The sequence below is a fragment of the Microcoleus sp. F10-B2 genome, from assembly GCF_036704965.1.
GTDB lineage: Bacteria > Cyanobacteriota > Cyanobacteriia > Cyanobacteriales > Microcoleaceae > Microcoleus.
Genome location: NZ_JAUBTB010000013.1, coordinates 88,702 through 111,030 on the forward strand (window position 1 = coordinate 88,702; position 22,329 = coordinate 111,030).

Here is a 22,329-nt window from a genome sequence, read left to right on the forward strand (position 1 = left end):
GATTTGGTTTGTACAATGGTTTATAATTTTTTACCATTTTTGTTATTTTTTTAGAAAAATCAACAGAAACTTGAATTATAATATAACATAATTAATCACAAAAACCTTAATCTTATGCTAATTAATACATCAAAGAAACTCATATTACATCATATTTTGAATCGAGATAAGACTTTGCAGAGGTGGGAGAAAATTAATAAAGAACTCTTAGCAGCTATAAGAGAAGAGATGAATTATCGAATGCCATCAAACTACATAAGTTGGCAAGTATTAAGCCAAGTAGTTGCGATCGGGTTAGCAACCTGTAGCTTGGACTATGCAAAAGTTGATATGTCAGCCTTTTACCAAAGTTATCGAATTGCGCTCTGGTTTGCTCAAAAAGCACCGATGTATCTTATGACCCAGGAAATAATTGAAGCCTTTGACCACACAGATGCTATCCGCAAGCCAGGGATAATGTGTGGTTGGCGGCCATCATTGCCCATTTTTTTACTAGCCATACCTAAAGGAGCAATATCTACGCCGGATGGAGCCTGGATCGATTACCTGACGATTAGTTGTAGCGATATCAATCATCCTGAATGGAATTCGGCTAAGTGGAAGGGTATATCAATTAAACCTTTTAAGTTAACATATCCTTTGTACTTTCAATGTACTACTGTAGATACTCATGAAACTGTGTGGACTTCAGGTACGGGGATTACTGAAGATGGAGAAACTTTAGTTTATGACGAGAGTTCTGATATTGGACGAAACACGCTTACTTCTGAAGATAGAGTTTTTATTCGCCGTCTAAGAAATCTTGTCATTAACGTTCTTTTGACCCTTGAATTCCTTCCTTCTATGGTTTCTGAGGTCGATAAAAAAGATTTAGCAGTTTCTTCTAAAGGATTTGGCGCACCTCTAAGAAAATCTAAAGCGATCGACCGATTTCCTCGTTGGCTTGGCAAAGGTTTTTCTATCAGTAAGTCAGATTCTCAATTAACTGAAGAAATTCTTGAGGTTGAAGAAACCGAAGAACAAATAGAAACTGAAAACGTAGAAACAAAGAGAACTCACTCATCACCGCTCGCTCATTGGCGTAGAGGACACTGGAGAGTTTTAGAGAGCGGTGAGGGAAAACGGTGGAAGAACGGCAAGCGAATTTGGATCAAGCCCATATATGTAAATTCCTAAATAACCGAACCCTAGAGCTATAATTGAGATAAGGGTTAGGGTTTTCTCGTATCCAATTTTCATATGCAAATAGTCAAAAGAACAGCCTACAAAGCTGAGTTGGGCTTCATTTATGATGGAGATAGTTTCAACCTGAAATTATTATCTTCAACAGGTACAGAAAGTTTGGGCATTATTTGTCGCTTGCAATGGATTGACACCCCAGAGTCGCAAAAAGCCAATCAAACTAGCTCTGATCCACTGATTCTTAAGCATTGGGAATGGGCAAAAAAAGCTAAAACCGCTTTGATGGATTTAATTCAAAACAAAGCGTTAATAGCTATCCCTTATGAAATGGATATGTACAAGAGATGGGCTTGTGACATCTATCTTGATGTTTCTAGTAGCAAAGGTTTGCCACTTTCAAACAATGTCCAACTTAAAATGGTTCAATCTGGTTTAGCTGTGTCTCTATTGCCTTATAACCGCCATATATACAGTGTGAGAGAAGCTAATCTGTTGCGGTCAATAATAAGTGCTGCGGCAACAGCTAATAGGAAAAAAATAGGACTCTGGTCAGAACCAACCATGATTCTACCTCACGAATTCAAAAAAATGACTCTCTAGTTTTAGTAGTTATGTACGTCAACATCCTCAAAACACACGAAAAATGATACAAAAAACACCACCGACTGTAAGAACATTTGCTGACCGGATTATCGAGTATATGGAGCAACAAGGTTATAAAATTTCCCGGAACAAAGGGCAAAAAAACATAATCTATGTAGAAGGGGCTGATACTAATGGAACGGAAAATGACGATCGACCCAATTACTTCAATGATCTCAGGATAATTATTGCGTTTGATGAAAAATTCCGACCAGTAATCGAAGGGATCTATCTTGCAACCACCGAGCCAGGTTTCCATTACACTGACAATCCGATGAATCCCAAGGGCGCTGCTCGGATTAAGTTCGGACAATACACTGCTTGGCAGGTTGGGTTGCATGGCTACTCTAACCCTCATGAGTCTTTAGTTCAGGTCGAAGAAGTTGCGGTTCACCGCGACTACAACCGAGATCTGAAGCGAACAGGGGATCTAGTAGAATGGGGTCTTTTTGGGATAAACCAGCACTGGGGATACAACCATCCGGTTCATGACATTTATACTGCCTCCGCAGGTTGCCTGGTTGGTCGGCTCTGGGAAGAACACGTTGAATTTATGCAGCGTGTGAAAAGCGATCGGCGCTACTCATTCAATCCCGGTTTTGTTTTTCCGACGACAATCATCGATCGGACGAAACTTCCGGCATAACTAAATCACTACTTACTGATTTAGTGCTTGGTGATTAGTAGTTAGTAATCAGCTTATATAAAGGTGCATCTATAAATGATTAGCGATTTCCTCGTATGCTTTAACCGCTAATCAATTTCTTTCTAATGACTAAATTAAAGAAACGACCATGAAAAAAACCAGAAGAAGAAGCAAGAGAAGAGCCAAATTAACTACTTTAGATATTCTAGCTACAATCTTGGGTACTATCGCTTTTGCTGCGGAAGCTCTTGCATATACTGAATATATTAGCCATAAAGATGGGTTTTTAATTAATGGATTTGCCATCTTAGGGCTAGAAATAGTTTACAACAGAGGAAGATTACCACGCAATTTTTCGTTTGCTAGCTACTCTCGGCGGGGAGATAAAACAGTTTATAATCGGGACAACTCCTCTGAGTCTTTCACTGAGTATCCTACTGATTCTACTAGAGAATTACCCCCAAGAAAAAAAGCTAATCTGTCAAAAATGCCATTAGGATCTTTACCCCCGACTGAAGATCCGGATTTAGATTCATCTTCTGAAGATCAGGGATAAGTTAAACTGGCAGTAAAAAACCTGTGATGTAACTCGCAGGTTTTTTATTATGAGTGAATTTAATTTTTATAATCTCCAAATTGACTTTTCAGTGCTTGGTAGCAGGCTTTTCCTCTTTGAAATTTCTTGCCACCTGTTCCGCAATCGAGCACATCTCTAATTGTTGCTGTCATGCTTTTATTAAGCAGTTTGATTCCCAACCACAGCGCTTTATCTGGATTATCTGGCATCAGATTAATTACTTCCCCAGAAGCTATTTTTGCTACTGATAAAAGTTCTATAACTGCTACGAGAGCTTTCGAGCGTTCCTCTTCAGATAGTAGTGAAGTAACGCTGGAAGTATTACTAATGCGTACTTCTGCTACTTCTGAAGTAACTTTTGTTACTTCACTTATCTCTAAGTTTTGAGCAGTAGAATTCACTTCTGCTTCCCCAATTGTTTTTCTTACTTCCCTATTGACTTGACCATTGACTTGACCATTAATTTCATCCAACCATTTTTGAGCTTCATTAGTAAAATATTGTTTATGGGTGTTAGTGGCACTTGATGTATCTTGCACATTTACATTCTCCATAAGCGTGAATGTAGATGTAGATGTGGATGTAGGGGTAGATGTGGATGTGGATGTGGATGTAGGAGTAATAGGAGGCTTAGTAGAATCAGTTGGAGGATTGAAAAGATTGTAGACAAATTCTGGACGAATCCAATTTGCTAAGATAGAGATTTTGTAATCTTTGATAAATTCTCCTTCCTCATCTTTGATGCCTGAAATAACACCTCGGAAAACAGGTGTCTGTTCAGAAGTGGAAAGAAATTTAAGTTGGATTACATTGCCCTGAAGCGAATCGCTAAATCCACTGCCACCACCCCAAGCAGCATTAGTATTGTTATGAGCGATAATCAGCGGAGATTCATTGGATTTTCGAGGGTCGCTGACAACCTTTCGGCTTAGTTTAGAAGCAGGTTCCTTGCTGCCTTCCTCTAAGCCATAGTTGGTTACTTCATCAAAGATTGAAGTGATAGGATTATCTTCTTCAGTCCGTATGGCGAATCGATCGTACATGGCATTTAATTGCTCGCCGATCTCTTCATAATTAAAATTTGCACCGTATCCCGGTACACCTAAATCAACTAAATATTTCCAACATTTGTTTTTGTTTTGGTGGAAGTGAGGGTCAGCAATCGATACAATGGAGTGCCCTCGTAGATAGTATCGGCACAGTGCCAAAAACGCTGCGAAATATGATTTGTAGCTGCCTTGGTCGCCATAGATTAGGATGGGTTTCTTCATCAATTGCCCAATCCATCCGCCCTCGTGTTCTTCGATTAACTTCAGAAGCACCGCTCGCGCTGCTGCCATCTGCTCTGCTCGAATTTCTTCTGCTGTCCTGGTGTCCTCCCTTGGTTCGGGTACTGAATCAGAAATAGAATCAGAAACAGAATCAGTCACAGAATCAGGTTTTGTTTCTGGGAGAGAAGCAGAATCAGTTTTTGTTTCTGAGGTGTCTGAGTTTTTTATGAGCTGTTCAAGAATTTCGGGATGGTTACGGCTCATGACCGTGACATAGTTTTGCTGAGTTTGAGCCTTGTAGACCTCAACGGAAGCGTTGGCGCGCATCTGTTCTTTGACGACAACCTCCTGAACCAAGACATCGGCAACAGCATTGTTCATCGCAGCTTCGATCGCCTGCTGTTTCTTCTTCTCTTCAAATAGCCACAGTTCATGCTGTTCGAGTTGTTCTTTCTTGTTCTGGCTGTTCCTCCAACCGAGGTATGCGAAACCTACTGCGCCAACGGTACTCGCTTGGCGAACCCCTATCCAACTATGGAAGGGGATTGGCACCAATGCCAGTGCCAGACAGGACAATGCCCCTACAAATGATCCGATCGTTACCTTGCTACTCATGGCTCTTTACCCTTTACCCAAAAACCAATACCCAAAAGCCCAATACCCAATACCCAAAATCTGTGGCCCGAAACTTTCCCGAAACTTTTGCCCAGGTCAGCGCGTGTAGGACGGCTCCAGTTCCATTGCCGGCAGCAATGGCAATAGCAAAAACAAATCCCAATGTCAAACCAAGACACCACGGGCGAAAATTTGTCCTAGTTCGAGATTGGGATAAGGTTGTGGAAATTGTGTGAGCGTAAGCTAGTCACTGCCAGCGCCAATAATCCACATGGCGAAAATCACACTCACGACGATTGCCAAGCCATGCTGCCAAGTCAGCAGATGATACAAGTCCCAGAAACAGAGAATGCCTCCGAAAAATAGTGCTGCACCGCCCGTCCGCCACAACCCGACATAAGTGCGATCGGCTGGCGATATGAGGAATAAAGTGATAGACCCGGCGATAATGGCGATGATGCCCAAAAATATATGTGAGCTTGAGAGCCGAGACAAATTGACGATTCCTACACCGATCGCGAAGTTCACTATCAAAAAGTGCCAATTGTTGATAGTTTTCAAGCGTTGGAGCTGCGGTGAAGGTTTGTAGACGATCGGCTCTACCTGTGGAATTTGCTGTGGAACTTGCTGTGGTTGTGCCCCCGGTCTTTGCCCGACGGGATTCGGGACGGGAACGGGAGAGGAAAAATTAAATGAAGGAAACATGATTTTTGCAATGCTCACATTTATTGGATGGTTGACCATAAAAGACACAACAGTGTGGGCAAAACTCAATATGTTCAATAGCTGAAGCTTCAGCAACAACTAAATATCCACCACTACTAACAATTGTTATGCCTAGTTTTCGGTCTTTTACCAGACTTATTTTTTGGTTTTTTCTTATGATATCGACAAATCCTGTGTTTGTTGCATGGTAAGTAGGGTGTTTCAAGCTAATTGAACTAACAACTCTGAAAACTTCGCCTTTAGAAATTTTCACGCTTTACCTCCGAAGAAATTACCAACTCGGGTGAACCCGCGATTAATTCGAGATGCGACTCCTTTGATTTGACCTGCCATATCGCCTGACCAATTAACCGCTACGTTAATTGAATCCTTTGTCTTTCCTGCTGCCGTTGTTGCTGCTGCTATGCTGGCTCGTCCTTTGGCTGCTAATCCAGCGCCTGAAGAAATTGGAGGGGAAACAAATTGAGATTGATTGGATTGACTAATTTGAACTTGAGAAGAAGAGGGAGGGTTAAGAGCTGGGTGACTTAGCCCATGAAAGCCGTATTTTAAGCCGTATTCAGCTTCCTTATAGCTTTTATCTTCGTCTTCTTTCCATTGTCGTAATTGCTCAGCAAATTCGGGATTTCCTTGCAACCTTGCAAGAGCTGCATCTACTTCGGCAACTTTCTTAGCGATTGCTGCAATTACTTTGTTATCCCAGAGAAGCTTTTCTTGTTCAACTTCTCCATCAAACTGTTCCTGTTGCTTGGTAAGTCGGTAATTCTGTACATCTACTGTCGCTCCATATTTAGCCCTGGCAACAGCGACATTTATCTCAGCTTCCTTAATTTTTTCAGCACCTTTGTAGCCTTCCTCCATCAACCAACCTTGAAATTGGCGGAAAGAGATTTGCGCGTCAATAAGGAGCTGAAATCTCTCTTTGATTTCTTTGATGTGATCCAGAAACCATTTTCCTTGGATGGCACGTTCACCGATCGCTGCCCAGTCCTGAGAGGTCAATTCGCTAAAATTAGCCGTGGAGATATTATATATTTCCCACAGCATTGTTTCGCCTTCTTGATCAAGAGTTCCATCTACCAAAGTTGTGAGGAGTTTTGTCAACACATCAGTGTTTTCTATTGTTGCCTGCATTCTTTTTTCCCTCCATTTTGTTAATATAAAATTGTTTCATCAGAAGAATCAAATCAATCCACTCCGCCTCATCAGACTTCATCTTCATAGCCCATAAAATCATCAATCCACTTTTGGGCTGTTTGGAGAGAAGAAGCTGAATCATAGGTAAGACCTTGTTCAAGCATCCGATACATCCCGTCGTACACGTACCAATTCCATTTCTCACTCCACTGTTCATCTCCATCAATGTGACAGCATATTAGACGGATAATCAACCCAGAATGCTCATATTCGTCCGTTACTGGTGGATTTATTACCCAGTCGTTGATTGCTCCTCTAATTTTTAAGTAGATTAACAATTGTTTTGTGAATGAGAGGACGATCGAATCGGGCAATAGATTCAGTATTTTTTTAAGGTTCCTACGCATTTGGTTCCTATCCCAAATAAGTTTTGATTTCAACCGTTTCCCCCGGTTCAGGTCTGGGGAGCTGACGCTCGACTTCTTTCATGGCCCGAATCGCGCAGACTTCGGTATCGCCATAAACTGTAAAAACTTGGGTTCCCCGACGACGGCTGCTGCTAACGTAAACTTTTCGGGAATGTGTATTTTGAGGTTTCCCCCCGAATAACCAATCAAGCATCTACCTCTTTCTCCTGTTCTTCATAAACTTCAATATCAACATCGCCCTCTTCTTCTTGCAAACTGATGAAGAAATCGCTTGAGGCAATAATTTGGGTTCTGGGGTCAGAGACTCTGTGTACTGTGAGGATGCTGCCGGGCTGATTTACTTTGATAATTTGATAAACAAACCCTTGGGCGATCGCTTGTTCAGCAGTTTTTGCCATGTAGCGGGGACAGACAAAATCTCCTAATTCTAAAGGTTTAGAATCATAAGATTGTGGATATTTAGACTCTGGTGGTTGAATCATAGCGAAAATTGCTCTTACACAGAACTCGACCTTCAAGAAATTCAATTGCCCAATTTTTAGCTATGGCGGTAGCATCATTTCCCGTGTCTGCCACACCAGCGTTTAACATTCCTTGCCCAAAGCCATCGTAAATAGCCCAATCCCAATATTCGAGGTTTTTTCCTAGAAACGTCGAAACAGGTCGTTTAAACATTACAAGCTACCATTTTTTAGACAAGTAATTTGATGTTTTAGCAAAGAAATTTCTTGTTCATCAAGACGTTTCATGCGAGGAGTAAGCTTTTGAATTTCCATCTTAGCGTTGAAACGAGTTTCAAAATCACTTGATTGAACTTCATTAGCTTCAAGTGATGAAATTCTCTCATTATGACTTTTCAGTTCTGCCCGAATTTCTTCGAGTGACATATCGACGGGTTTTTTGAGTTCTTTGAATTTTTGTTGCTTTTATCAACAGATTTAGGTTTAGATTCAATGTGAGCTTGAGCTTGAGCTTGAGATTTTTGAATTTTGAGTAAATCAAGTTGCTGTTTAGCTAAAGCCTCATTTCTGTTAGCTAATCTCAAGATTTTTTGATTAATTTTGAGGCAAGTAGATAGGTCTTTTTCAGCTTCTGCCTGAGACTTGTACTTGTCTTTTTTAACAGCATTTATTTGACGTTCAACAACGATTTCATCATAAGTCATCTCACTCGGTTTTTTTACCATTGTTGTTGCTATTGTTGTTGCTGTTGATCGAGGGTGCAATGTTATAAATTTTGGTATTGTTTTGGCTGCCGTAAATGATGTTAGGACGCGCTTCTTTCACAGCGTGGTAATACCCAGTGTGATAGCACAAACCCCCGAAACCTACCAAAAGTGCTGGAATAGCTCCACAAACTAAAGAGCCTAATAACCTAGAACCTTGACCTGAATGCTCGGTTGTATCAGTGGAATCAGTAGAATCAGTAGAATCAGCGGAATCAATAAAAAATTGGTCATTCATGAGAATTTACCTGTAGTTGTAGCTGGGAGTTCAGCTCAATCAAACAAATTAGCTGTGGGGTCAGGAAAGGTGCATTCGTAGTCTTGTTGATCAGTTTCCAGTCTATAGCAGGTTTCGGGATAGGGACATTCCCTACCTCCGACACAGTTAGGAGGTAACTCTCTTTCTTCGGGTTTGCAAAGTTGCAGATTATCGTCAACAGGTTCAACAAATAGTGTCTGATCGCTTGTACATAGATCCAGGTCTATTACTCGGCACAGTTGCAAACACGTTTTGTTAGCGCTGTATACGTAAACTTTTTGATTTGGATGCCAGTTGTAGAGGTCACGAGATGTGATAGAAACTAGCATTTAGCACATCCCCGTCATGAACACCGAACATGAACTCACAGGATAAGGATTAGCGGGGGGTGTGAACATTGACATTAACCATTTGATCATTTCTTTTTTCTCTTTTTCTGAAGGGGTTGATGAATTTGTAGAGTTTGAGTTCTCAGATTTAGATTCTGACTGAGATTCAGAACAGGAACAAGAACGGGAAGGATAATGCAAGCTCGCATAAACATACAAGGCAGTGAACAGTTTTTCTCTGTGAGCTGCGCGAGCTTGCTCTTCCAGAACTAGCCGATCGCTATAAGCTTCAGCTAGTTCTAGACAGGCTTCAATTAGCCCCAGGCTCCGATCCTTTTCTGTGGGCTCGTTTTTTTTCCTGGTAAGCTACCATCGCGCAAGTCTAGGGGAGCATTCTTGACGGACGCTACTACTTGCCCAAAATTTGAGCGAGTGTTTGCTGATCGCTCTGTCAGCTCACTGACCACATTGGTACCTAAAGAGATGAAAAACGCATCAACTACCGAGGCAGCAGCAGCTTTACCCACATCAGTCATTGCCAAAGCTGCTTCTTGGGTTGCTCCTCTGACTGCCACAACTAGCTCCGATGTTTCTTCTTCGCCATCGCGATGTTCGCTATGGTCGATCGCATTTTCGTCAATCATGTCGTTCTGAGCTTCGGCTTCCGTGCCTGTGCGACTCTCGGCAATCGTTAGCAAAGCTTCCTGCGGGGACATCATCTTCTCGCGAATCAGTTCATAATATTTCCGAACTTCTCCAGCATCTGCCTCGGTCATATTAGTTTGCTGCCAATCCTTCTGTCCCAACGCTTTGCGGACATTGGTGATCTCTTTAACAGCACCCAAACCTAGTTGCCATTTCAGATCATTGCGCGAAGTATTCATCTGTTTCTAGTCCTTTTTCTTTGAGGTAAGTACGGGTTCTTTCTAGGTTTCGATTGCATTCATTCAGAAAGATCTCTTGTATGCGAACAAGACACCATTTTGTGAAATCTGAAAAGTGGCGGGTATAGATCGCCCGCTCTGCTTCTGGGCATTCCTCCAGCAGTGCCAGCCGTCTCTTGAACGAGCCTTCTGACATTGGTGGTGCTTTCTTGCGCTTGTCTTTGCCTACCTGTCCCAGCAGTTCTCTGAGTTGTTTACGAGTCCAGAAATTTCGCCTTCCGTTAGGCTGCTCACACTGTACTGAGACAGGGTTACGGCATTTTTGGGTGTATCTCACGATCTAATTGACGATCTACTTCCGGTTGTTAATTTCTTGCACTTTATTTGGATCGCGGTACTGGCAAAAAAAAACTATCGATCGTCTCGGGAGCTTCCAGGCTCGGGGGCTTTACCTTGCGGATAAGCTTTCGTTGCATCCCAGTAGCCGTAAGCTCGTGCATTTTTCATGACATTCTTAGCTGCCTCTTCAGCAGTTCTGCCAAGAACTGTTGCGATCGAAGGTCCGTTACACGAACGTTCGATCACAATCTGATGTTTTTGGGGATGCGGCTTTATGTGCTGTTGTAACAGCACTTGGTGTAGTAACATAATCCTGTCTCCTCGTGCCGTGTGCCGGCATTGGGTGGAAAGTCTGGAAAGTCTGTTGACGCAGATTTTCCAGGCGTCTTGCAAACATAACATCGTTTTAATGTTATGTCAACACGCCCTAAGAAATTTATGAATTTTCTAAGTTTTCCATTATCCTGAGAGAACACAGCGCAAGGATTTTATGGATTTTCTTAAGTTTTATGGGCAAAAGTAACGACCGACGCGATCGTTTCACAGTGACTTTTGATATTGGGGGACTGCGTGATCGCCTTCTAGCTCAGGCTCGTGAACCGAATCAGTCCCTTGCTTCGATCGTCCGCATGGCCGTGCTTGACTGGGTTGAGCAACAAGAAATTGCTCAACCTGATATATCAGAAATTTCTCAAGATTCTGAAAATTCTTAAGATTCGCAGGTGGTTTAATGATATCTCAGCAATTTTATGTAATTGAGAAGCTATACACAGTAAGCATTACAGGGAAATACAGACAACTTTGAGCTTAGTAGGGGTCAAAAGTTAAAATTCTTAACATTCGTGTAAAAATCATGAAATTCTTCCACTTGTTAAGAAATTCATAATTCTGGCGTAGAGGTTAAGAGTGAAAATGAGGATATGACCCATTTGTCGTACCACCTGCAAACATAAGAGGAATTTTACGATCAATGGCTTCTGGCTCTTTGAAAGTCAAGGTTTTTAGGAATCGGCTGCGGTTAGCGTGGTCATGACAAGACAAACGGTTTTGCTTATACATGGGTCTATCTGACACCACCGCCAATCGTAAACTTGCTGAAATCAAAGCACTGACGATCGAACTCGACATGGCTAGTGGCAATTTTGACCCCTCTCTGACCAAATACAAACCTCAGAAACAAGAATCACTTTCTGTTTCTGACTTATTCCAGCGTTTTGTCGAGTACAAGCACCGGAAAATTGAGCTTTCTACTTTTGCCAAATATCTTGGGTTACAAAAACACGTTTCTCTGTTTTTCAGTAACAAAATGTGTGTTTCTGTTTCTGAAAGGGTTTGTGAGAAATTTAGAGACTGGCTACGAGAGATACAAAAACTTGAACCCGGGACTATCCGAAAGCGGATAGTGATGATGAAGGCTTCTTGGGAATAAGTAAGGAAAAGAATGAAATTAAGGTTTCAGTTCCACCTAAGCAGCCCCGAGAACCTTTCACTTTGAAAGAAATTCAGGCGATTGTTGAAAAATTTGGTTCTGACCCAGAACTGCAACATTTCTTAGATTACCTGAAAGTTAAGTTTTGTACAGGACTCCCTACTGGTGAAGTAGCAGCCTGGCGCCGGCGACACTGTTCGAGTGAGTGCGATCGAATTTGGATTGGAGAAACTTTAACGGGTTCTGGCGAAAATCGAAAGCCCAAAGCTGCCAAGCGCAATAAAAACCGCACGGTGCCGCTAACTCTCCAATTACAAAAACTACTGCTCAACCGCCGACCTGAAGCTTGGCAAACCGAGCAGAAAGATGATCCGATTTTTTCTAGTGTTGAGGGATGTACGATCAACTGCAAAAATTTCTGCAATCGTTACTGGAAACCTGCACTCGCTGATTTGGGGATTGATTATCGAAAACCCTATATCACCCAACACTCTCTCATTTCCCATGCTTTAGAATCTGGTATGAACTCAGTTGGAATTGCAGCTCTTACCGGGCATGGTGTCCGTACTTTATATGAAAGATACGCAGGAATTGTTAATCCGCCACAACTTCCTGAGCTTCTTCCTCTTTTTTCCTCTTGTGATGACTCTTGAGGCTAAATTTTAAGCACTAAGTCACTGTTTTTGGTGCTGTAATCTATGAAAAATATTCTACAAATGCCAACCCTGTTTTCTAGCATTTGTATACCCTGCATATTAGAAAAAGCTTTCTGAAAGGTAACTACCCTGCTTATTAGAAACAAGTCTAAGCTTGTTCTAGTTGATTACCAATTAGATGTCGGATAACGTTGTCTTTTATCATATTTTGGCGGGCCATTTGAATTAGAAGTATTTGTGCTTCTTCAGCAGAAAGTGATTGAGTCTCATCAGCATACACTTTGAGCTTAAATTGCTGCTCAATTGTGAGTTCAGTTAAAGACTGTAACTGAACTCCATCTTCCTCTTTTTCAGTGGTCATAGTCTTGTCTGTTTCTGTATCTTAGATGTTATTTCTGAGCGATATTAAGTGATTAATTCGATTGCGAATTACCTCATCTTGGTTTTCCAGCCACATAGCGATAACGTCCACATCATATTTAGTCCCCGGCGCATCCCATCCATACATCTGAGCAACAAGGCTTTGTAGTTGGTCAGGATAGTATTCAGGCCACCAAATCAAAGCAATATTTTGCAGTTTTTCTGCATCTAGACTACTAATCTGGTTTGGTGTTGGCACAGAATTTGATGTCGGTTCCACCGATGCTGATGGTTCCAGCGGGGTCGATGCTGCTTCCGGTGTAATCGGTTCTGGTGTAATGGATTCCGGCGCAAGCGGTTCCGCTGCAATCGGTTCCGATGCAATCAGTTCCGGTGTAGCCGATTCTGGTGCGATCGGTTCCGGTGCGATCAGTTCCGGTGTGGCCGATTCGGGTGTGACCGATGTCGGTTCCGCCGGGGCTGATATTAATTCTGGTATGACCGATGTTGGTTCCGCTGTGATCGATGTCGGTTCTGCCGTGGTTTCAGATTCAGATTCAGATTCAGATTCAGATTCAGGAGCTTCGAGTAATGCAATGAAGGCGGCTTTTTCAGCTTCGGTAAGGCTTGCCCAAACCTTTTTGCGATCGGCAGCACCGTCACTGCAAACTTCGGTCAAAACACCCTGAATATTTCTGGCTAATTTAGGGTCGCCCTCTCGAAGCACCGTCCGAATATATTCGAGCAACTCTTTTTCGCATTCCTGTTGAACTCGCAGATCAACCTCTGTTTTTGAATGATCAACCTCATTTTCAAAAGGTCGATCATTTTCAAACCCTTGCTGTGCTTGATATTGATCGACCTGATCAACCTGATCATCCTTTACACCCAAACTATCAAAATCTTCTGCTGCCATCGCCTCATTTCTCAACTCAGCGCTCGGCTCGGAGGTTGGCTCAGCGCTCGGCTCGGAGGTTGGCTCAGCGCTCGGCTCGGAGGTTGGCTCGGAGGTTGGCTCGGAGGTTGGCTCGGAGGTTGGATAAACAGTCTGCTCAGGAATTAGTAAAGTTTGAGAAACAGGATGATCGAGTTGATCAGGTCGATCGAAGTCAGACACAGCAAGAAGATCAACCTCGTGATCAACCTCCATTTTTAAGGGGGTTTTCAAATTTTGAGGTTGATCAGTGACTTCATCTGTTTCGATTTTTGCCCAGACTCGAACACGTTTGGAGCCGATAATTCGGAATTCTCGTTCCCACCCCATTTTTTTGAGAATCGCCGAGCAGCGCATCTGGTGCGATCGCTCTTGGCGGCTCAAATCAACTTGAAGATGATTGAGAAGGTCGCTCAACCGAACATAGTCCCGGTGCTCGATGTAATTCAAGATGACATCTTCCCAGGGGTCGGACGTTTGAAAGTCCTCAGTTAAGAGTTCGGCTTTTTCTTCATCATTTCCAAAATCCAGATAGGGTTCTTCACCAGAGCGATAAGCCAACATTGCAGCAGCCCAAATTTTGTCTCGTTCTTGCCTGAGTAATTTGGTATCAATTTTTTGTTTAACCGGAATTACCCAAAATCGGCGGTTGCCAGTTTCGTCGGCGAGAAATTCTTGTTTGTTCGTGGTTGCCACGATAATGGAAGGTCGATCGAAATCTTCGGTATCTCGACAATACGGCGGTCGGATTGCATCTGTCCCAGAAGAGAGGAAACCTTTGGTTGCGCTGACATCCCGACGTTTGAAAATTGACTCTAGCTCCGCCCATTCAATTAACCAAGCTCGGTGAAGTTTTAGACGTTCATCTTTATCGGAGACTGTACCTAAAGAATCGTCGAAATATTGCTTGCCTGCCAAGATTTTGAAAAATGTGGATTTTCGGAAACCTTGAGGCCCTTGCAAAATTAAAACTGTATCCATTTTACAACCTGGTTCAAAGGCACGTTTTACCGCACCAATTAAAGTTTTTCGGATGAACTTTGTATAAAGTTCACCTTCAATACCAAAATATCTTTGAACTAAAGTATCTAAAATTGAAGTATCTGAAGCCACGGGTAGAGAATTTAGATACTCTTGAATAGGTGAATATTGATTTTCCACTGCTATTTCTGTGAGAATGTCTTGGACATCTTCCCTACTGGATCTGACTAATACTCCGTGTCTAATTGCGAGTTGAAGACGGACTCGATCGAGAGATACAGGTTTCCCATCTATTTCTATTCGTTTGCTGAGTGTGTTTAGCCTGATCCGCTTTCCAAAATGTCTGTTCAATTTTTTGTAATCCTGAATCATTTTGTCATCAGAATTAAAAATGTTAAAATCTGATGACTTTTGAGTTTCTAGCTCAGCAACAGAATTAGCAACAGGTGAGAAATCTAAATCAAAGGGTCGTTGACCTTTTAAAAAGCGCCAGTATACGCCTTTGATGCAGCTTTCTACTCCATCAGGAATATAGTGTTTGATAGAGGATATGGGGTTGGATTTAACAGCCGAATCCCAGACCTGCTGCCATTCATCCTCATCCCATCCGCCACCGGGTGAACAACGACGACAAGCATCCAGAAACAATGTATAAGCATCGTCCTCTGTAAGTTGTCCCAGGCGGTGAAATTCAGCCTGAACTCCAAGTAAATCTCTGGCGAGCATTGCCATTGATGTATTTCTTTGACTTTGCACTCCACTCAAATAAACCTTAGCCTTTCCCAAAGCGCAATCCAAGGGTATAGCCATCGGCACCGGAACCTTAAGATCTTTGAATTTTATCTTTTTGGTTCCTGGCGCGGGGAGAGTTTCTGGCGGTTTTATAAGTGTTGCTGTTGAAGTGCCAGCACTTTCTGTACCGTTGGTAGTATTTTCAGCCATTGTCTGCCTTGGCAATAAATCGAGTAAATTTTGCTCATTTTGCTCCTTTTCCTCCTTTCTTCTTTGCTCAAGTTCCCTGAATAATCTAATAAGATGTTCCCGCAAATCATTGTAATTGTATCGAATACCTGATTCACTTACAATTTCTGATTTGACTGGTTCACGACCGGGTTTGACGTGCCAACCCCCTGCTAGGCGAAACACCCTACTGGGATTTTTATTACTTTCATCAGCTTCCATTATATCGATGAGAAGCACTTGCAGTTCGCGCCACTGCTCCGGTTCGATCGGCTCCTCGAACAACCAATACGGTTGCATGGACTTGTCACCGCTAAATATCGTGAAGGTAGGCTCTACAAAGTTTACAGCGTTCCATTTCTCAAATTGTTCACCCAGCGGTATATCATCCCATTCACAAAAAATAGCGCAACAATGAGCTATATCAGTATCAGTGTGACCAGTGCCGCCAGCACCATTAACGACTACATAGACACCACGCTCATCTGTTTGATATTGTTCAATTTGTTGCCAGTTAAGGTCAGAGAGTTTGCGCCCTTTATCCTTTTTCTTACGATCATCTGTAGAATGATAAAAAAATCTCAAGTAGGCTTGACCTGATTTATATCCCAGGTAATTGAGATGTTTTTCTGCTAATTCACGATCAATCACGATTTTATTACTCACGTCTTTGCTACTCCTGATTTTATTTCTGAGGTATTAACTCTTGATTGATTCAAGGAGTTAATAAGTGTCTGCAACTTATTCCGTAGACGGTCAATTTCTTTATTCAAAAGGTTTCGTTCTACCTCCATATCTATAATTTTTTGTTGGAGACAAGTGATTTTTCTGCGATCGGCTGTTTCCTTCTTCTGTTGTGCAGTTTTTGGTAGCGTTTCTTTAGGCTCAGCAACTGGTTCATTAACTTGAGTAGTTGTTTTAGCAAGTTGATCGGCTTGACATTCCCAACAGAAACCGTCCGTTAGCTTGGCAAAACGACGTTTACCATCTTTGTGGTAATTGTTACGGCACCATCCGTTTATTGTCATCAGAAGAACCTCTGAATTTTAAATTTCAGTATTTTCTTGAGATTGAGAAAAGTAAAGATTCAGAGCATCTTCGACTATTGCGCCCACACTAATTCTTTTATTGGCTGCTAAAATACGAACTCTGTGATCAAGCTTTTCAGAAAGTGATATGGTGCGTTTAGTTTTCTTCACTTTTTCAAGACATTTAATAGATGCAACAGAACTAAGCTTTTCAACCAAAACAGTTGAATTTGTAAAATTTGTCATCGTACAAATGGGTGAAATGAGGGATTAGATTAATATTCTTACGGCTGAAAAGTCTGTGGCAGTGTGCTAGAGTTACCATACCCCGCAGCAAATGCGGCAGAATGAAAGTTGTGAAGGAGTGCAACTTTGCATTTCCATCAGCACATAAGTTTGTGGCTAGGTTTCAGCAATGCGTGACTTAGTAACTGTTTAATGTCGGTAACAGACAAGGGCCGTATAGCGTTTCAGGGCATTGCCAGAACAGGTAAACGGAGGTTCCTAACGACTTAATTGCTTAAGCAGTAAAGCTTGTAGAGCTTGAGGTTGCTTATATAACCTGTTCCGGTGCTAGACCTCAGTAAGTGCTAGTACAAAATGCTTGGCTTACCAGACGTATTTACCACTATACCGTAATTTACCACCTAAATTTACCAAATGGAAACACGTAAGAGACAGGGATCGAGTTTATTGGATGCTACTCATCCTGAACATCCTGACCATCATCGATCGGACACCCAAAATTCACAACATACTCTTCCGAAGTATTCACTCACCGCTACCAGTTCCCAAAACAGTTGTGAAAACGATAGCCAGAGCCAATCACAGAGATACCGAATGGATCAAGCCACTAGGGAAAAATTTGCTGACATAATTTGTGAAATGCGAGCAAACAGGTCATACCGGGCTTTTGCCCGGTTGCTTGGCGTCACTCACCCAACCATCAAAGCTTGGGAGAACTTGGAAGGGATACCAGATCAAGAAAATTTAGAACGTATAGCTTCTTTTCGAGGTGAAACTCTTGAAGAATTTAAGCAAATCCTGGGCGGAGCCCGCCAACCCAGCCGATTACAAAAACTTGTACAACAAGTTCGTGTGATAGATAAGGAAGAACTTTCTGTTATTTTGCACGTTATTGCTGAGCGAATGTCTTCTTGAAACTTTTTCAGTAAAATTTTAATAAATGTATTTACCACTAATGGTAAACGATGTTATATTGGTAAGTAGCTTTCCAAAACTATTTACCAATATTCACAATGGGCAAAAAATTACCGACAACGTTTAAAAGCCTTGACCTGTCAGGGTTTGACTTAGAAAACGAAAAGCAGAAGTACATAGGATACACGGGAATTAGTCGAGAAATGCTCGATATTGCCTGTGCTGTGCTTCAGAAAAATAATGTAGGAGTGGTAGTGCGTTCGGTCAACGCAGCTCTGAAAGAAATCTACGGAGTCGGCGGGAGTACCGACGTAATATGCAAACTGCTGAAAGAATGGCGGTCAGACAATCTGTCTTTCTTGAAAGAAGGGAAGTCGGAGAAAGACTTGGCAACCGTGCTAATGGAAGCAGCAGACGACGGTTTATTAGAGGATTCAGAAATTCCTGAAGATTTTCTGGCGGTTGCTAGGCAAATGGCGCTTGCCACCTATCGCCTCGCTTTCCAAAAAGCGGATAGTAGTGTATCCGGCGATCGCATGAAACAGTTAGCTCAGCAAAATGAAATCCTTCAGCAACAACTCCAAGCGTTTCCCAAACTGGAAATGGAGCTGGAGTTTTACCAAGCTCAGTACAATCGCCAGTGCAATGAACTCAAAGAAGCTTACATCAATCTCAACAAGCAAAAATTGACAGATTCTGAAGAATTTCGTCAACAGTTGGACTCGTTACAAGCCGATCGCAACGAATTACAAGCAAAATTGACAGTTGCTGAAAGAAGATTGGCAGAAATTGCAGAATTTGAAGCAGCAGCACGCGATCGTATTTCTGAAATTTCTAAACTCAATGGTCAAATTGAAGCACGGGAACGGGAAGTTTCCACTCTTCATGTTCAGATTCAAAACTTGCAATCAGAAATGGGTCAGAAACAAGTTCTTGAGTCTCAACTCGAACAACTTCGAGGACAGCTTAAAGAAGCTTCCACAACAATTACTAATCTGCAAACTCAACAGAAAGTTAGTGGCGCTTTACAAGTCGATCGACCTTTTGATTCAGACGATGAATTGGTTACTGATGCTCAGCTCATGGTGGAAAATGAAACCCTCCATGCTGATTTGTCAGACGCTCTTAAAGAAATTGAAGATTTGAAAGCGGCACTTGCTAAAACTCAAGCTCAACTTTCTGAAAATAAGAGAGATTCTATAGATTCTTCTACAGATTCTCCTACAGATTCTTCTAGTGATGTGTGTGAAAGTCTCTTAGACCAGCTTCCTGAAACTTGGGCTGATGACCCTCTCGATTCACCTTCTCATCCGGTTCAACAACAGTTTCCTGAACCTGTTTCTGAACCTATTGCTGCACCTGTTCCTGAGTCTGTTTCTGAAACTCACTCTCCTCCGGTTCAATCTACTAAACCCAAAAAGCAAAAATTTGCTTTAGCCAAATAATCTGCTGTGACCTAAATACTAGACACCAGAAACGCTACAAATGTTAGAAATGTTAGAAATGTTAAAAACATTAGAAACCTTCAAAAACAAAAACTCAGTAACATTTTGGCGTTTCTGTTACTGAGTCGAGAGGGAGAATGGATATTGTTAGAGGTCTAATCATCTTGGGTGGGTAGCCCAAGACTGTAGCAATTTTGGTGACTCAAAAGCTCGTAGTTTACGGGCCGCGTAGCGACATCGTTTACTAGCTAAGCAAGCTATTGGGTAGAGAGTAATTGGTAATTGGCAATTGGTGATAATTGGACTAAAAACATGATAGATCAAAAAAAAGAAATTCAGCTAATGTTATTGGCAAGATTTCCTTTGCTGTGGGTAGTGAGCCCGGAAGAAGAACCAGCCGAAGAAATTTTGTGCGAAGTAATTAAAGGCATAGAGGGACAAATATACTTCTGGGATTTCGCCAGGGGGTGGAATGATTCAGGTGTAGGCAAAGGAAATCCGATGCAAGCTTTGGAGCGCATCAGCAAAGCGCCGGCAATGGAACAGGTAACAGTGTTTGTCATGAAGGATTTGGGAACGCTCATTGCCCCCGGTGCCAACGGACAGATAGCAATAAACCAATTAGCGATCGTCCGCGAACTGAAAAATCTGGCATGGCAAATTGCCCGTGACCGTCGCTGCCTCGTCATCCTCTCCGACCAACTCCGAATTCCTCAAGAACTGTCTCAAGAAACGACGGTGGTGGATATCTCCTTACCAGGCATCGAGGAGATATCGAACTTGCTCACTCGATTGGTGGCAGCCGCCGATCTCAAACTAAATGCCGAGCAACGGCAGCAATTTATCAAAGCTTGCCAGGGGCTGACCCGGTGCCGGATATCTCGTGTCCTCGCCAAATGCCTGGTACGTGGTAAACGAGCAAAAGTTGATAGTGCTGCACTCCCTATGATCATCGAGGAGAAACGCCAAACCATCCGCGAGACGGGCATCCTCGAATTTATCCCGCTTGAATCAGGTCTGGAAGTAGTCGGCGGACTCGAAATTCTCAAACAATGGGTCAAATCTCGATCGCGCTCCTTCACTGACCAAGCTCGTGAATATGGTTTGCCAAACCCCAAAGGTGTCTTACTCGCCGGCATTCAAGGGACTGGTAAATCGCTACTTGCCAAGACGATTGCCACTGAATGGAAACTCCCCTTGCTGCGCCTCGATGTCGGTCGCGTGTTCGGCAGCATGGTCGGTGAAAGTGAGAACCGCATCCGACAGGTAATTAAGCTCGTCGAGGCGATCGCACCATGTATATTATTCTTAGACGAAATAGATAAAGCGTTCGCCAACATCACGTCTGGCATGGATGGAGACTCTGGAACTTCCCAGCGAGTGTTTGGTGCGCTCCTGACATGGATGCAAGAAAAGACCGCGCCAGTGTTTGTAGTGATGACCGCGAACAGAGCGGAAGTCTTACCCGCCGAGCTAATTCGTAAGGGGCGGATTGATGAAATTTTCTGGGTTGACCTGCCGAACCTCACAGAGCGGGAGGCAATTTTTCAAGTTCACCTCACCCGCGTCCGGCCCGATCGAGTCAAGCAAGGCGATTTCGATTTGAAGCTACTGGCAGAGCAATCGAAAAGTTTTTCAGGTGCGGAGATTGAGCAAGTGGTTTACGACGCGATGGTTGCAGGTTTTACCAACGGTGAAGAATTCAGCCAAAAAGATTTACTCGTTTCGATCGCCGGCTGCGTCCCTTTGGCACAAATAGCCGAGGCGCAAATTGATGATTTGAAAACTTGGGCCATTCGCTCGGGTGCTAAATCCGCCAGCATTGCCGATCGCACCGCAACCCCTTCCAGTTCATATCAGCTTTCCCCTCTTGAGGTTGACGAAAATTAATCGTTATCAAAAGCGAAGCGTCGCCCTGAGCGTAGCCGAAGGGTACAAATGCTTCGCTTTTTGCTTCTGATTTAGGAATTGCTCACATAAATTGAGGCAGAATATGGAACCACATTTTGTTCACCCTTTGTCAACCTTGGAAACCATTGATACCGATGAAGGTAAAAAAGAAGTAATGAATAGTTGGGCATTTGCCTCAATGATTTGGACAAGCGCCGTGGCTGGCAACACAAATGCTTTAGCAATAGCCAACGAACTATTTACTAATAAAGATGAAATTCCCACTTTTTTAGAAGCTTCTCAAGCTGGAAACCAAGCAGCAATAGCTGGTGCGATCGGAATTATGGCATTTGCCATTGAGGACAAACTAGCAGAAACATTTGAAAAACAGCAAGAAAATTGAAATAGATAGTGACGTAATGCTTCGCTGTAAGGAAATGATGTTTTTAATTGTGGGAATTAGATTATGGCAATGATGAATCCTGAAACACTCTTGCATAATTTGCAACATTTCTGTGGCTCTGAACAATATTACAAGCATTGGCTTGGGATTCGCTACACCGATGGAGTCAAATACTTGGCTGACAATGCTGAGGCTTATTGGCTAATTGATGCGATCGCCTCTCATCAGCCAAAAGCTTTAAGAAATCAAAGGCTGAGGGAATTTCAGGTTTGGTTTCTTCATGTAGGAGATACTCATGAATTTATCAAGCCCAAAGCAGGCAATGCAGCGGTGTTGACTTGTTGGGAAGATTCCCCCACTGCCTCAACACAACCCGCTATTATTCAGCAGATACCTTTTACTGATTTTCCCTTGAAAGAAATCAAGCTTTATCTACAAGAGAAAATTCTTCTATTGCCTGAGGAAAACTAAGCTTTAAAAGTCTGTCCAGTTCTCCTACACAGGATACTGGACATACTTTCGCACTACATTATTTACAAAAATCAGGAGCATTAAATGACTTTTAACACAAAAACAGTCGAAGAACCTACAAGAGAAGAACAACTTCGATTACTGCAAGAACAAGTTAACGAAGTCTTTGCAGAAGCCATCAGTAACAAAACAACGCTGGAGGTGTTTGCTGTTCAAATTTGGGTAAATGCAGTGAAGCAGGAAGCGCCTTATGTGGCGATCGCCTCGCGAATGATTAACCCTCTTTTGTCACTTTAGGCAGAGGAAAAGTATAAATCAGGCTGAGTCAGGAATATAGAGATTGAATCTGTG

31 protein-coding genes and 1 pseudogene are annotated in these 22,329 nt (G+C 42.5%); 14 read left to right on the plus strand and 18 right to left on the minus strand.

From position 1 onward, the window contains the following. Positions 1 to 114: 114 nt before the first annotated feature. The 4 genes from QUA99_RS07620 (at position 115) to QUA99_RS07635 (ending at position 3,026) form a co-directional block, all read left to right on the plus strand. Positions 115 to 1,176 (plus strand): hypothetical protein, encoded by a 1,062-nt coding sequence (locus QUA99_RS07620; protein WP_333235208.1) that lies wholly within the window; start codon positions 115 to 117, stop codon positions 1,174 to 1,176. 63 nt (positions 1,177 to 1,239) lie between these two features. Next, positions 1,240 to 1,782, plus strand: a complete 543-nt coding sequence (locus QUA99_RS07625; protein WP_333235209.1) for a thermonuclease family protein — start codon at positions 1,240 to 1,242, stop codon at positions 1,780 to 1,782. Positions 1,783 to 1,825: 43 nt separating this feature from the next. Then, entirely contained in the window at positions 1,826 to 2,470 is a 645-nt protein-coding gene (locus tag QUA99_RS07630; protein WP_333235210.1) for a hypothetical protein, read from the plus strand. 148 nt (positions 2,471 to 2,618) lie between these two features. Beyond that, positions 2,619 to 3,026 (plus strand): hypothetical protein, encoded by a 408-nt coding sequence (locus QUA99_RS07635; RefSeq protein ID WP_333235211.1) that lies wholly within the window; start codon positions 2,619 to 2,621, stop codon positions 3,024 to 3,026. 59 nt (positions 3,027 to 3,085) lie between these two features. Here QUA99_RS07635 and QUA99_RS07640 read toward each other — a convergent pair whose 3' ends face one another. The 14 genes from QUA99_RS07640 to QUA99_RS07705 all read right to left on the minus strand — a co-directional run bounded on the left by QUA99_RS07640 (position 3,086) and on the right by QUA99_RS07705 (position 10,569). Then, the gene (locus QUA99_RS07640) at positions 3,086 to 4,933 is read right to left on the minus strand and encodes a hypothetical protein (protein WP_333235213.1); all 1,848 of its coding nucleotides are present in this window, start codon (positions 4,931 to 4,933) and stop codon (positions 3,086 to 3,088) included. A gap of 243 nt (positions 4,934 to 5,176) precedes the next feature. After that, the gene (locus QUA99_RS07645) at positions 5,177 to 5,638 is read right to left on the minus strand and encodes a hypothetical protein (protein ID WP_333235214.1); all 462 of its coding nucleotides are present in this window, start codon (positions 5,636 to 5,638) and stop codon (positions 5,177 to 5,179) included. Next, on the minus strand, positions 5,622 to 5,912 hold the full coding sequence (locus tag QUA99_RS07650) for a hypothetical protein (RefSeq protein WP_333235215.1): 291 nt from the start codon (positions 5,910 to 5,912) through the stop codon (positions 5,622 to 5,624). Before QUA99_RS07650 ends, QUA99_RS07645 begins: the two co-directional genes overlap by 17 nt. Beyond that, entirely contained in the window at positions 5,909 to 6,742 is an 834-nt protein-coding gene (locus QUA99_RS07655; protein ID WP_333235217.1) for a hypothetical protein, read from the minus strand. Before QUA99_RS07655 ends, QUA99_RS07650 begins: the two co-directional genes overlap by 4 nt. A gap of 122 nt (positions 6,743 to 6,864) precedes the next feature. Continuing rightward, positions 6,865 to 7,203 (minus strand): hypothetical protein, encoded by a 339-nt coding sequence (locus tag QUA99_RS07660; RefSeq protein WP_333235218.1) that lies wholly within the window; start codon positions 7,201 to 7,203, stop codon positions 6,865 to 6,867. Between the two features lie 7 nt (positions 7,204 to 7,210). Next, positions 7,211 to 7,417 carry a hypothetical protein gene (locus QUA99_RS07665; protein ID WP_333235219.1) on the minus strand — a complete coding sequence of 69 codons (207 nt, stop codon included), beginning with the start codon at positions 7,415 to 7,417 and terminating at the stop codon, positions 7,211 to 7,213. After that, positions 7,410 to 7,706, minus strand: a complete 297-nt coding sequence (locus QUA99_RS07670) for a hypothetical protein (protein ID WP_333235220.1) — start codon at positions 7,704 to 7,706, stop codon at positions 7,410 to 7,412. Before QUA99_RS07670 ends, QUA99_RS07665 begins: the two co-directional genes overlap by 8 nt. Next, positions 7,684 to 7,899 (minus strand): hypothetical protein, encoded by a 216-nt coding sequence (locus tag QUA99_RS07675; protein WP_333235221.1) that lies wholly within the window; start codon positions 7,897 to 7,899, stop codon positions 7,684 to 7,686. The genes QUA99_RS07670 and QUA99_RS07675 overlap by 23 nt, the downstream gene beginning before the upstream one ends. Further along, positions 7,899 to 8,111 (minus strand): hypothetical protein, encoded by a 213-nt coding sequence (locus QUA99_RS07680; protein WP_333235222.1) that lies wholly within the window; start codon positions 8,109 to 8,111, stop codon positions 7,899 to 7,901. The genes QUA99_RS07675 and QUA99_RS07680 overlap by 1 nt, the downstream gene beginning before the upstream one ends. After that, a complete protein-coding gene (locus tag QUA99_RS07685) occupies positions 8,081 to 8,410 on the minus strand; it encodes a hypothetical protein (RefSeq protein WP_333235223.1) in 330 nt (109 codons plus the stop codon). The genes QUA99_RS07680 and QUA99_RS07685 overlap by 31 nt, the downstream gene beginning before the upstream one ends. Next, positions 8,391 to 8,687 carry a hypothetical protein gene (locus tag QUA99_RS07690; RefSeq protein WP_333235224.1) on the minus strand — a complete coding sequence of 99 codons (297 nt, stop codon included), beginning with the start codon at positions 8,685 to 8,687 and terminating at the stop codon, positions 8,391 to 8,393. Before QUA99_RS07690 ends, QUA99_RS07685 begins: the two co-directional genes overlap by 20 nt. Positions 8,688 to 8,722: 35 nt before the next feature. After that, complete coding sequence (locus QUA99_RS07695; protein WP_333235226.1) at positions 8,723 to 9,037, minus strand: hypothetical protein; 315 nt, start codon at positions 9,035 to 9,037, stop codon at positions 8,723 to 8,725. A gap of 314 nt (positions 9,038 to 9,351) precedes the next feature. Beyond that, complete coding sequence (locus QUA99_RS07700) at positions 9,352 to 9,921, minus strand: hypothetical protein (protein WP_333235227.1); 570 nt, start codon at positions 9,919 to 9,921, stop codon at positions 9,352 to 9,354. A 411-nt stretch (positions 9,922 to 10,332) separates the two neighbouring features. Continuing rightward, complete coding sequence (locus tag QUA99_RS07705; RefSeq protein WP_333235229.1) at positions 10,333 to 10,569, minus strand: hypothetical protein; 237 nt, start codon at positions 10,567 to 10,569, stop codon at positions 10,333 to 10,335. Between the two features lie 200 nt (positions 10,570 to 10,769). Here QUA99_RS07705 and QUA99_RS07710 point away from each other — a divergent pair, with 200 nt between their 5' ends. The 4 genes and pseudogenes from QUA99_RS07710 to QUA99_RS07725 all read left to right on the plus strand — a co-directional run bounded on the left by QUA99_RS07710 (position 10,770) and on the right by QUA99_RS07725 (position 12,342). Then, positions 10,770 to 10,973, plus strand: coding sequence for a hypothetical protein (locus QUA99_RS07710; protein WP_333235230.1), 204 nt, complete (start codon positions 10,770 to 10,772; stop codon positions 10,971 to 10,973). 338 nt (positions 10,974 to 11,311) lie between these two features. Beyond that, positions 11,312 to 11,422: pseudogene (locus QUA99_RS07715) on the plus strand (hypothetical protein); the annotation flags it as partial. Next, positions 11,414 to 11,689, plus strand: coding sequence for a phage integrase SAM-like domain-containing protein (locus QUA99_RS07720; RefSeq protein ID WP_333235249.1), 276 nt, complete (start codon positions 11,414 to 11,416; stop codon positions 11,687 to 11,689). The pseudogene QUA99_RS07715 and the gene QUA99_RS07720, both read left to right, overlap by 9 nt. Positions 11,690 to 11,751: 62 nt before the next feature. After that, on the plus strand, positions 11,752 to 12,342 hold the full coding sequence (locus tag QUA99_RS07725; protein WP_333235231.1) for a tyrosine-type recombinase/integrase: 591 nt from the start codon (positions 11,752 to 11,754) through the stop codon (positions 12,340 to 12,342). 151 nt (positions 12,343 to 12,493) lie between these two features. Here the strand turns inward: QUA99_RS07725 and QUA99_RS07730 are convergent, their stop codons facing one another. The 4 genes from QUA99_RS07730 to QUA99_RS07745 are packed head-to-tail and all read right to left on the minus strand — an operon-like array spanning position 12,494 to position 16,854. Beyond that, positions 12,494 to 12,706 carry an NblA/ycf18 family protein gene (locus QUA99_RS07730; protein WP_333235232.1) on the minus strand — a complete coding sequence of 71 codons (213 nt, stop codon included), beginning with the start codon at positions 12,704 to 12,706 and terminating at the stop codon, positions 12,494 to 12,496. Positions 12,707 to 12,727: 21 nt separating this feature from the next. Continuing rightward, entirely contained in the window at positions 12,728 to 16,231 is a 3,504-nt protein-coding gene (locus tag QUA99_RS07735; RefSeq protein ID WP_333235233.1) for a VapE domain-containing protein, read from the minus strand. A gap of 11 nt (positions 16,232 to 16,242) precedes the next feature. Further along, positions 16,243 to 16,608: a hypothetical protein gene (locus tag QUA99_RS07740; RefSeq protein WP_333235234.1), complete on the minus strand. Its 366-nt coding sequence runs from the start codon at positions 16,606 to 16,608 to the stop codon at positions 16,243 to 16,245. A gap of 18 nt (positions 16,609 to 16,626) precedes the next feature. Beyond that, entirely contained in the window at positions 16,627 to 16,854 is a 228-nt protein-coding gene (locus QUA99_RS07745; protein ID WP_333235235.1) for a hypothetical protein, read from the minus strand. 594 nt (positions 16,855 to 17,448) lie between these two features. On the opposite strand from QUA99_RS07745, the gene QUA99_RS07750 reads away from it, so the two are divergent. The 6 genes from QUA99_RS07750 (at position 17,449) to QUA99_RS07775 (ending at position 22,275) form a co-directional block, all read left to right on the plus strand. Then, positions 17,449 to 17,769: a helix-turn-helix transcriptional regulator gene (locus QUA99_RS07750; protein ID WP_333235237.1), complete on the plus strand. Its 321-nt coding sequence runs from the start codon at positions 17,449 to 17,451 to the stop codon at positions 17,767 to 17,769. Between the two features lie 98 nt (positions 17,770 to 17,867). Beyond that, the gene (locus tag QUA99_RS07755; protein WP_333235239.1) at positions 17,868 to 19,214 is read left to right on the plus strand and encodes a hypothetical protein; all 1,347 of its coding nucleotides are present in this window, start codon (positions 17,868 to 17,870) and stop codon (positions 19,212 to 19,214) included. A 312-nt stretch (positions 19,215 to 19,526) separates the two neighbouring features. Then, entirely contained in the window at positions 19,527 to 21,104 is a 1,578-nt protein-coding gene (locus QUA99_RS07760) for an AAA family ATPase (RefSeq protein WP_333235241.1), read from the plus strand. A 103-nt stretch (positions 21,105 to 21,207) separates the two neighbouring features. Then, positions 21,208 to 21,507 carry a hypothetical protein gene (locus tag QUA99_RS07765; protein WP_333235243.1) on the plus strand — a complete coding sequence of 100 codons (300 nt, stop codon included), beginning with the start codon at positions 21,208 to 21,210 and terminating at the stop codon, positions 21,505 to 21,507. Positions 21,508 to 21,570: 63 nt separating this feature from the next. Next, positions 21,571 to 21,978 carry a DUF6876 family protein gene (locus tag QUA99_RS07770; protein ID WP_333381220.1) on the plus strand — a complete coding sequence of 136 codons (408 nt, stop codon included), beginning with the start codon at positions 21,571 to 21,573 and terminating at the stop codon, positions 21,976 to 21,978. 84 nt (positions 21,979 to 22,062) lie between these two features. Then, complete coding sequence (locus tag QUA99_RS07775; RefSeq protein WP_333235246.1) at positions 22,063 to 22,275, plus strand: hypothetical protein; 213 nt, start codon at positions 22,063 to 22,065, stop codon at positions 22,273 to 22,275. Positions 22,276 to 22,329 lie beyond the last annotated feature (54 nt).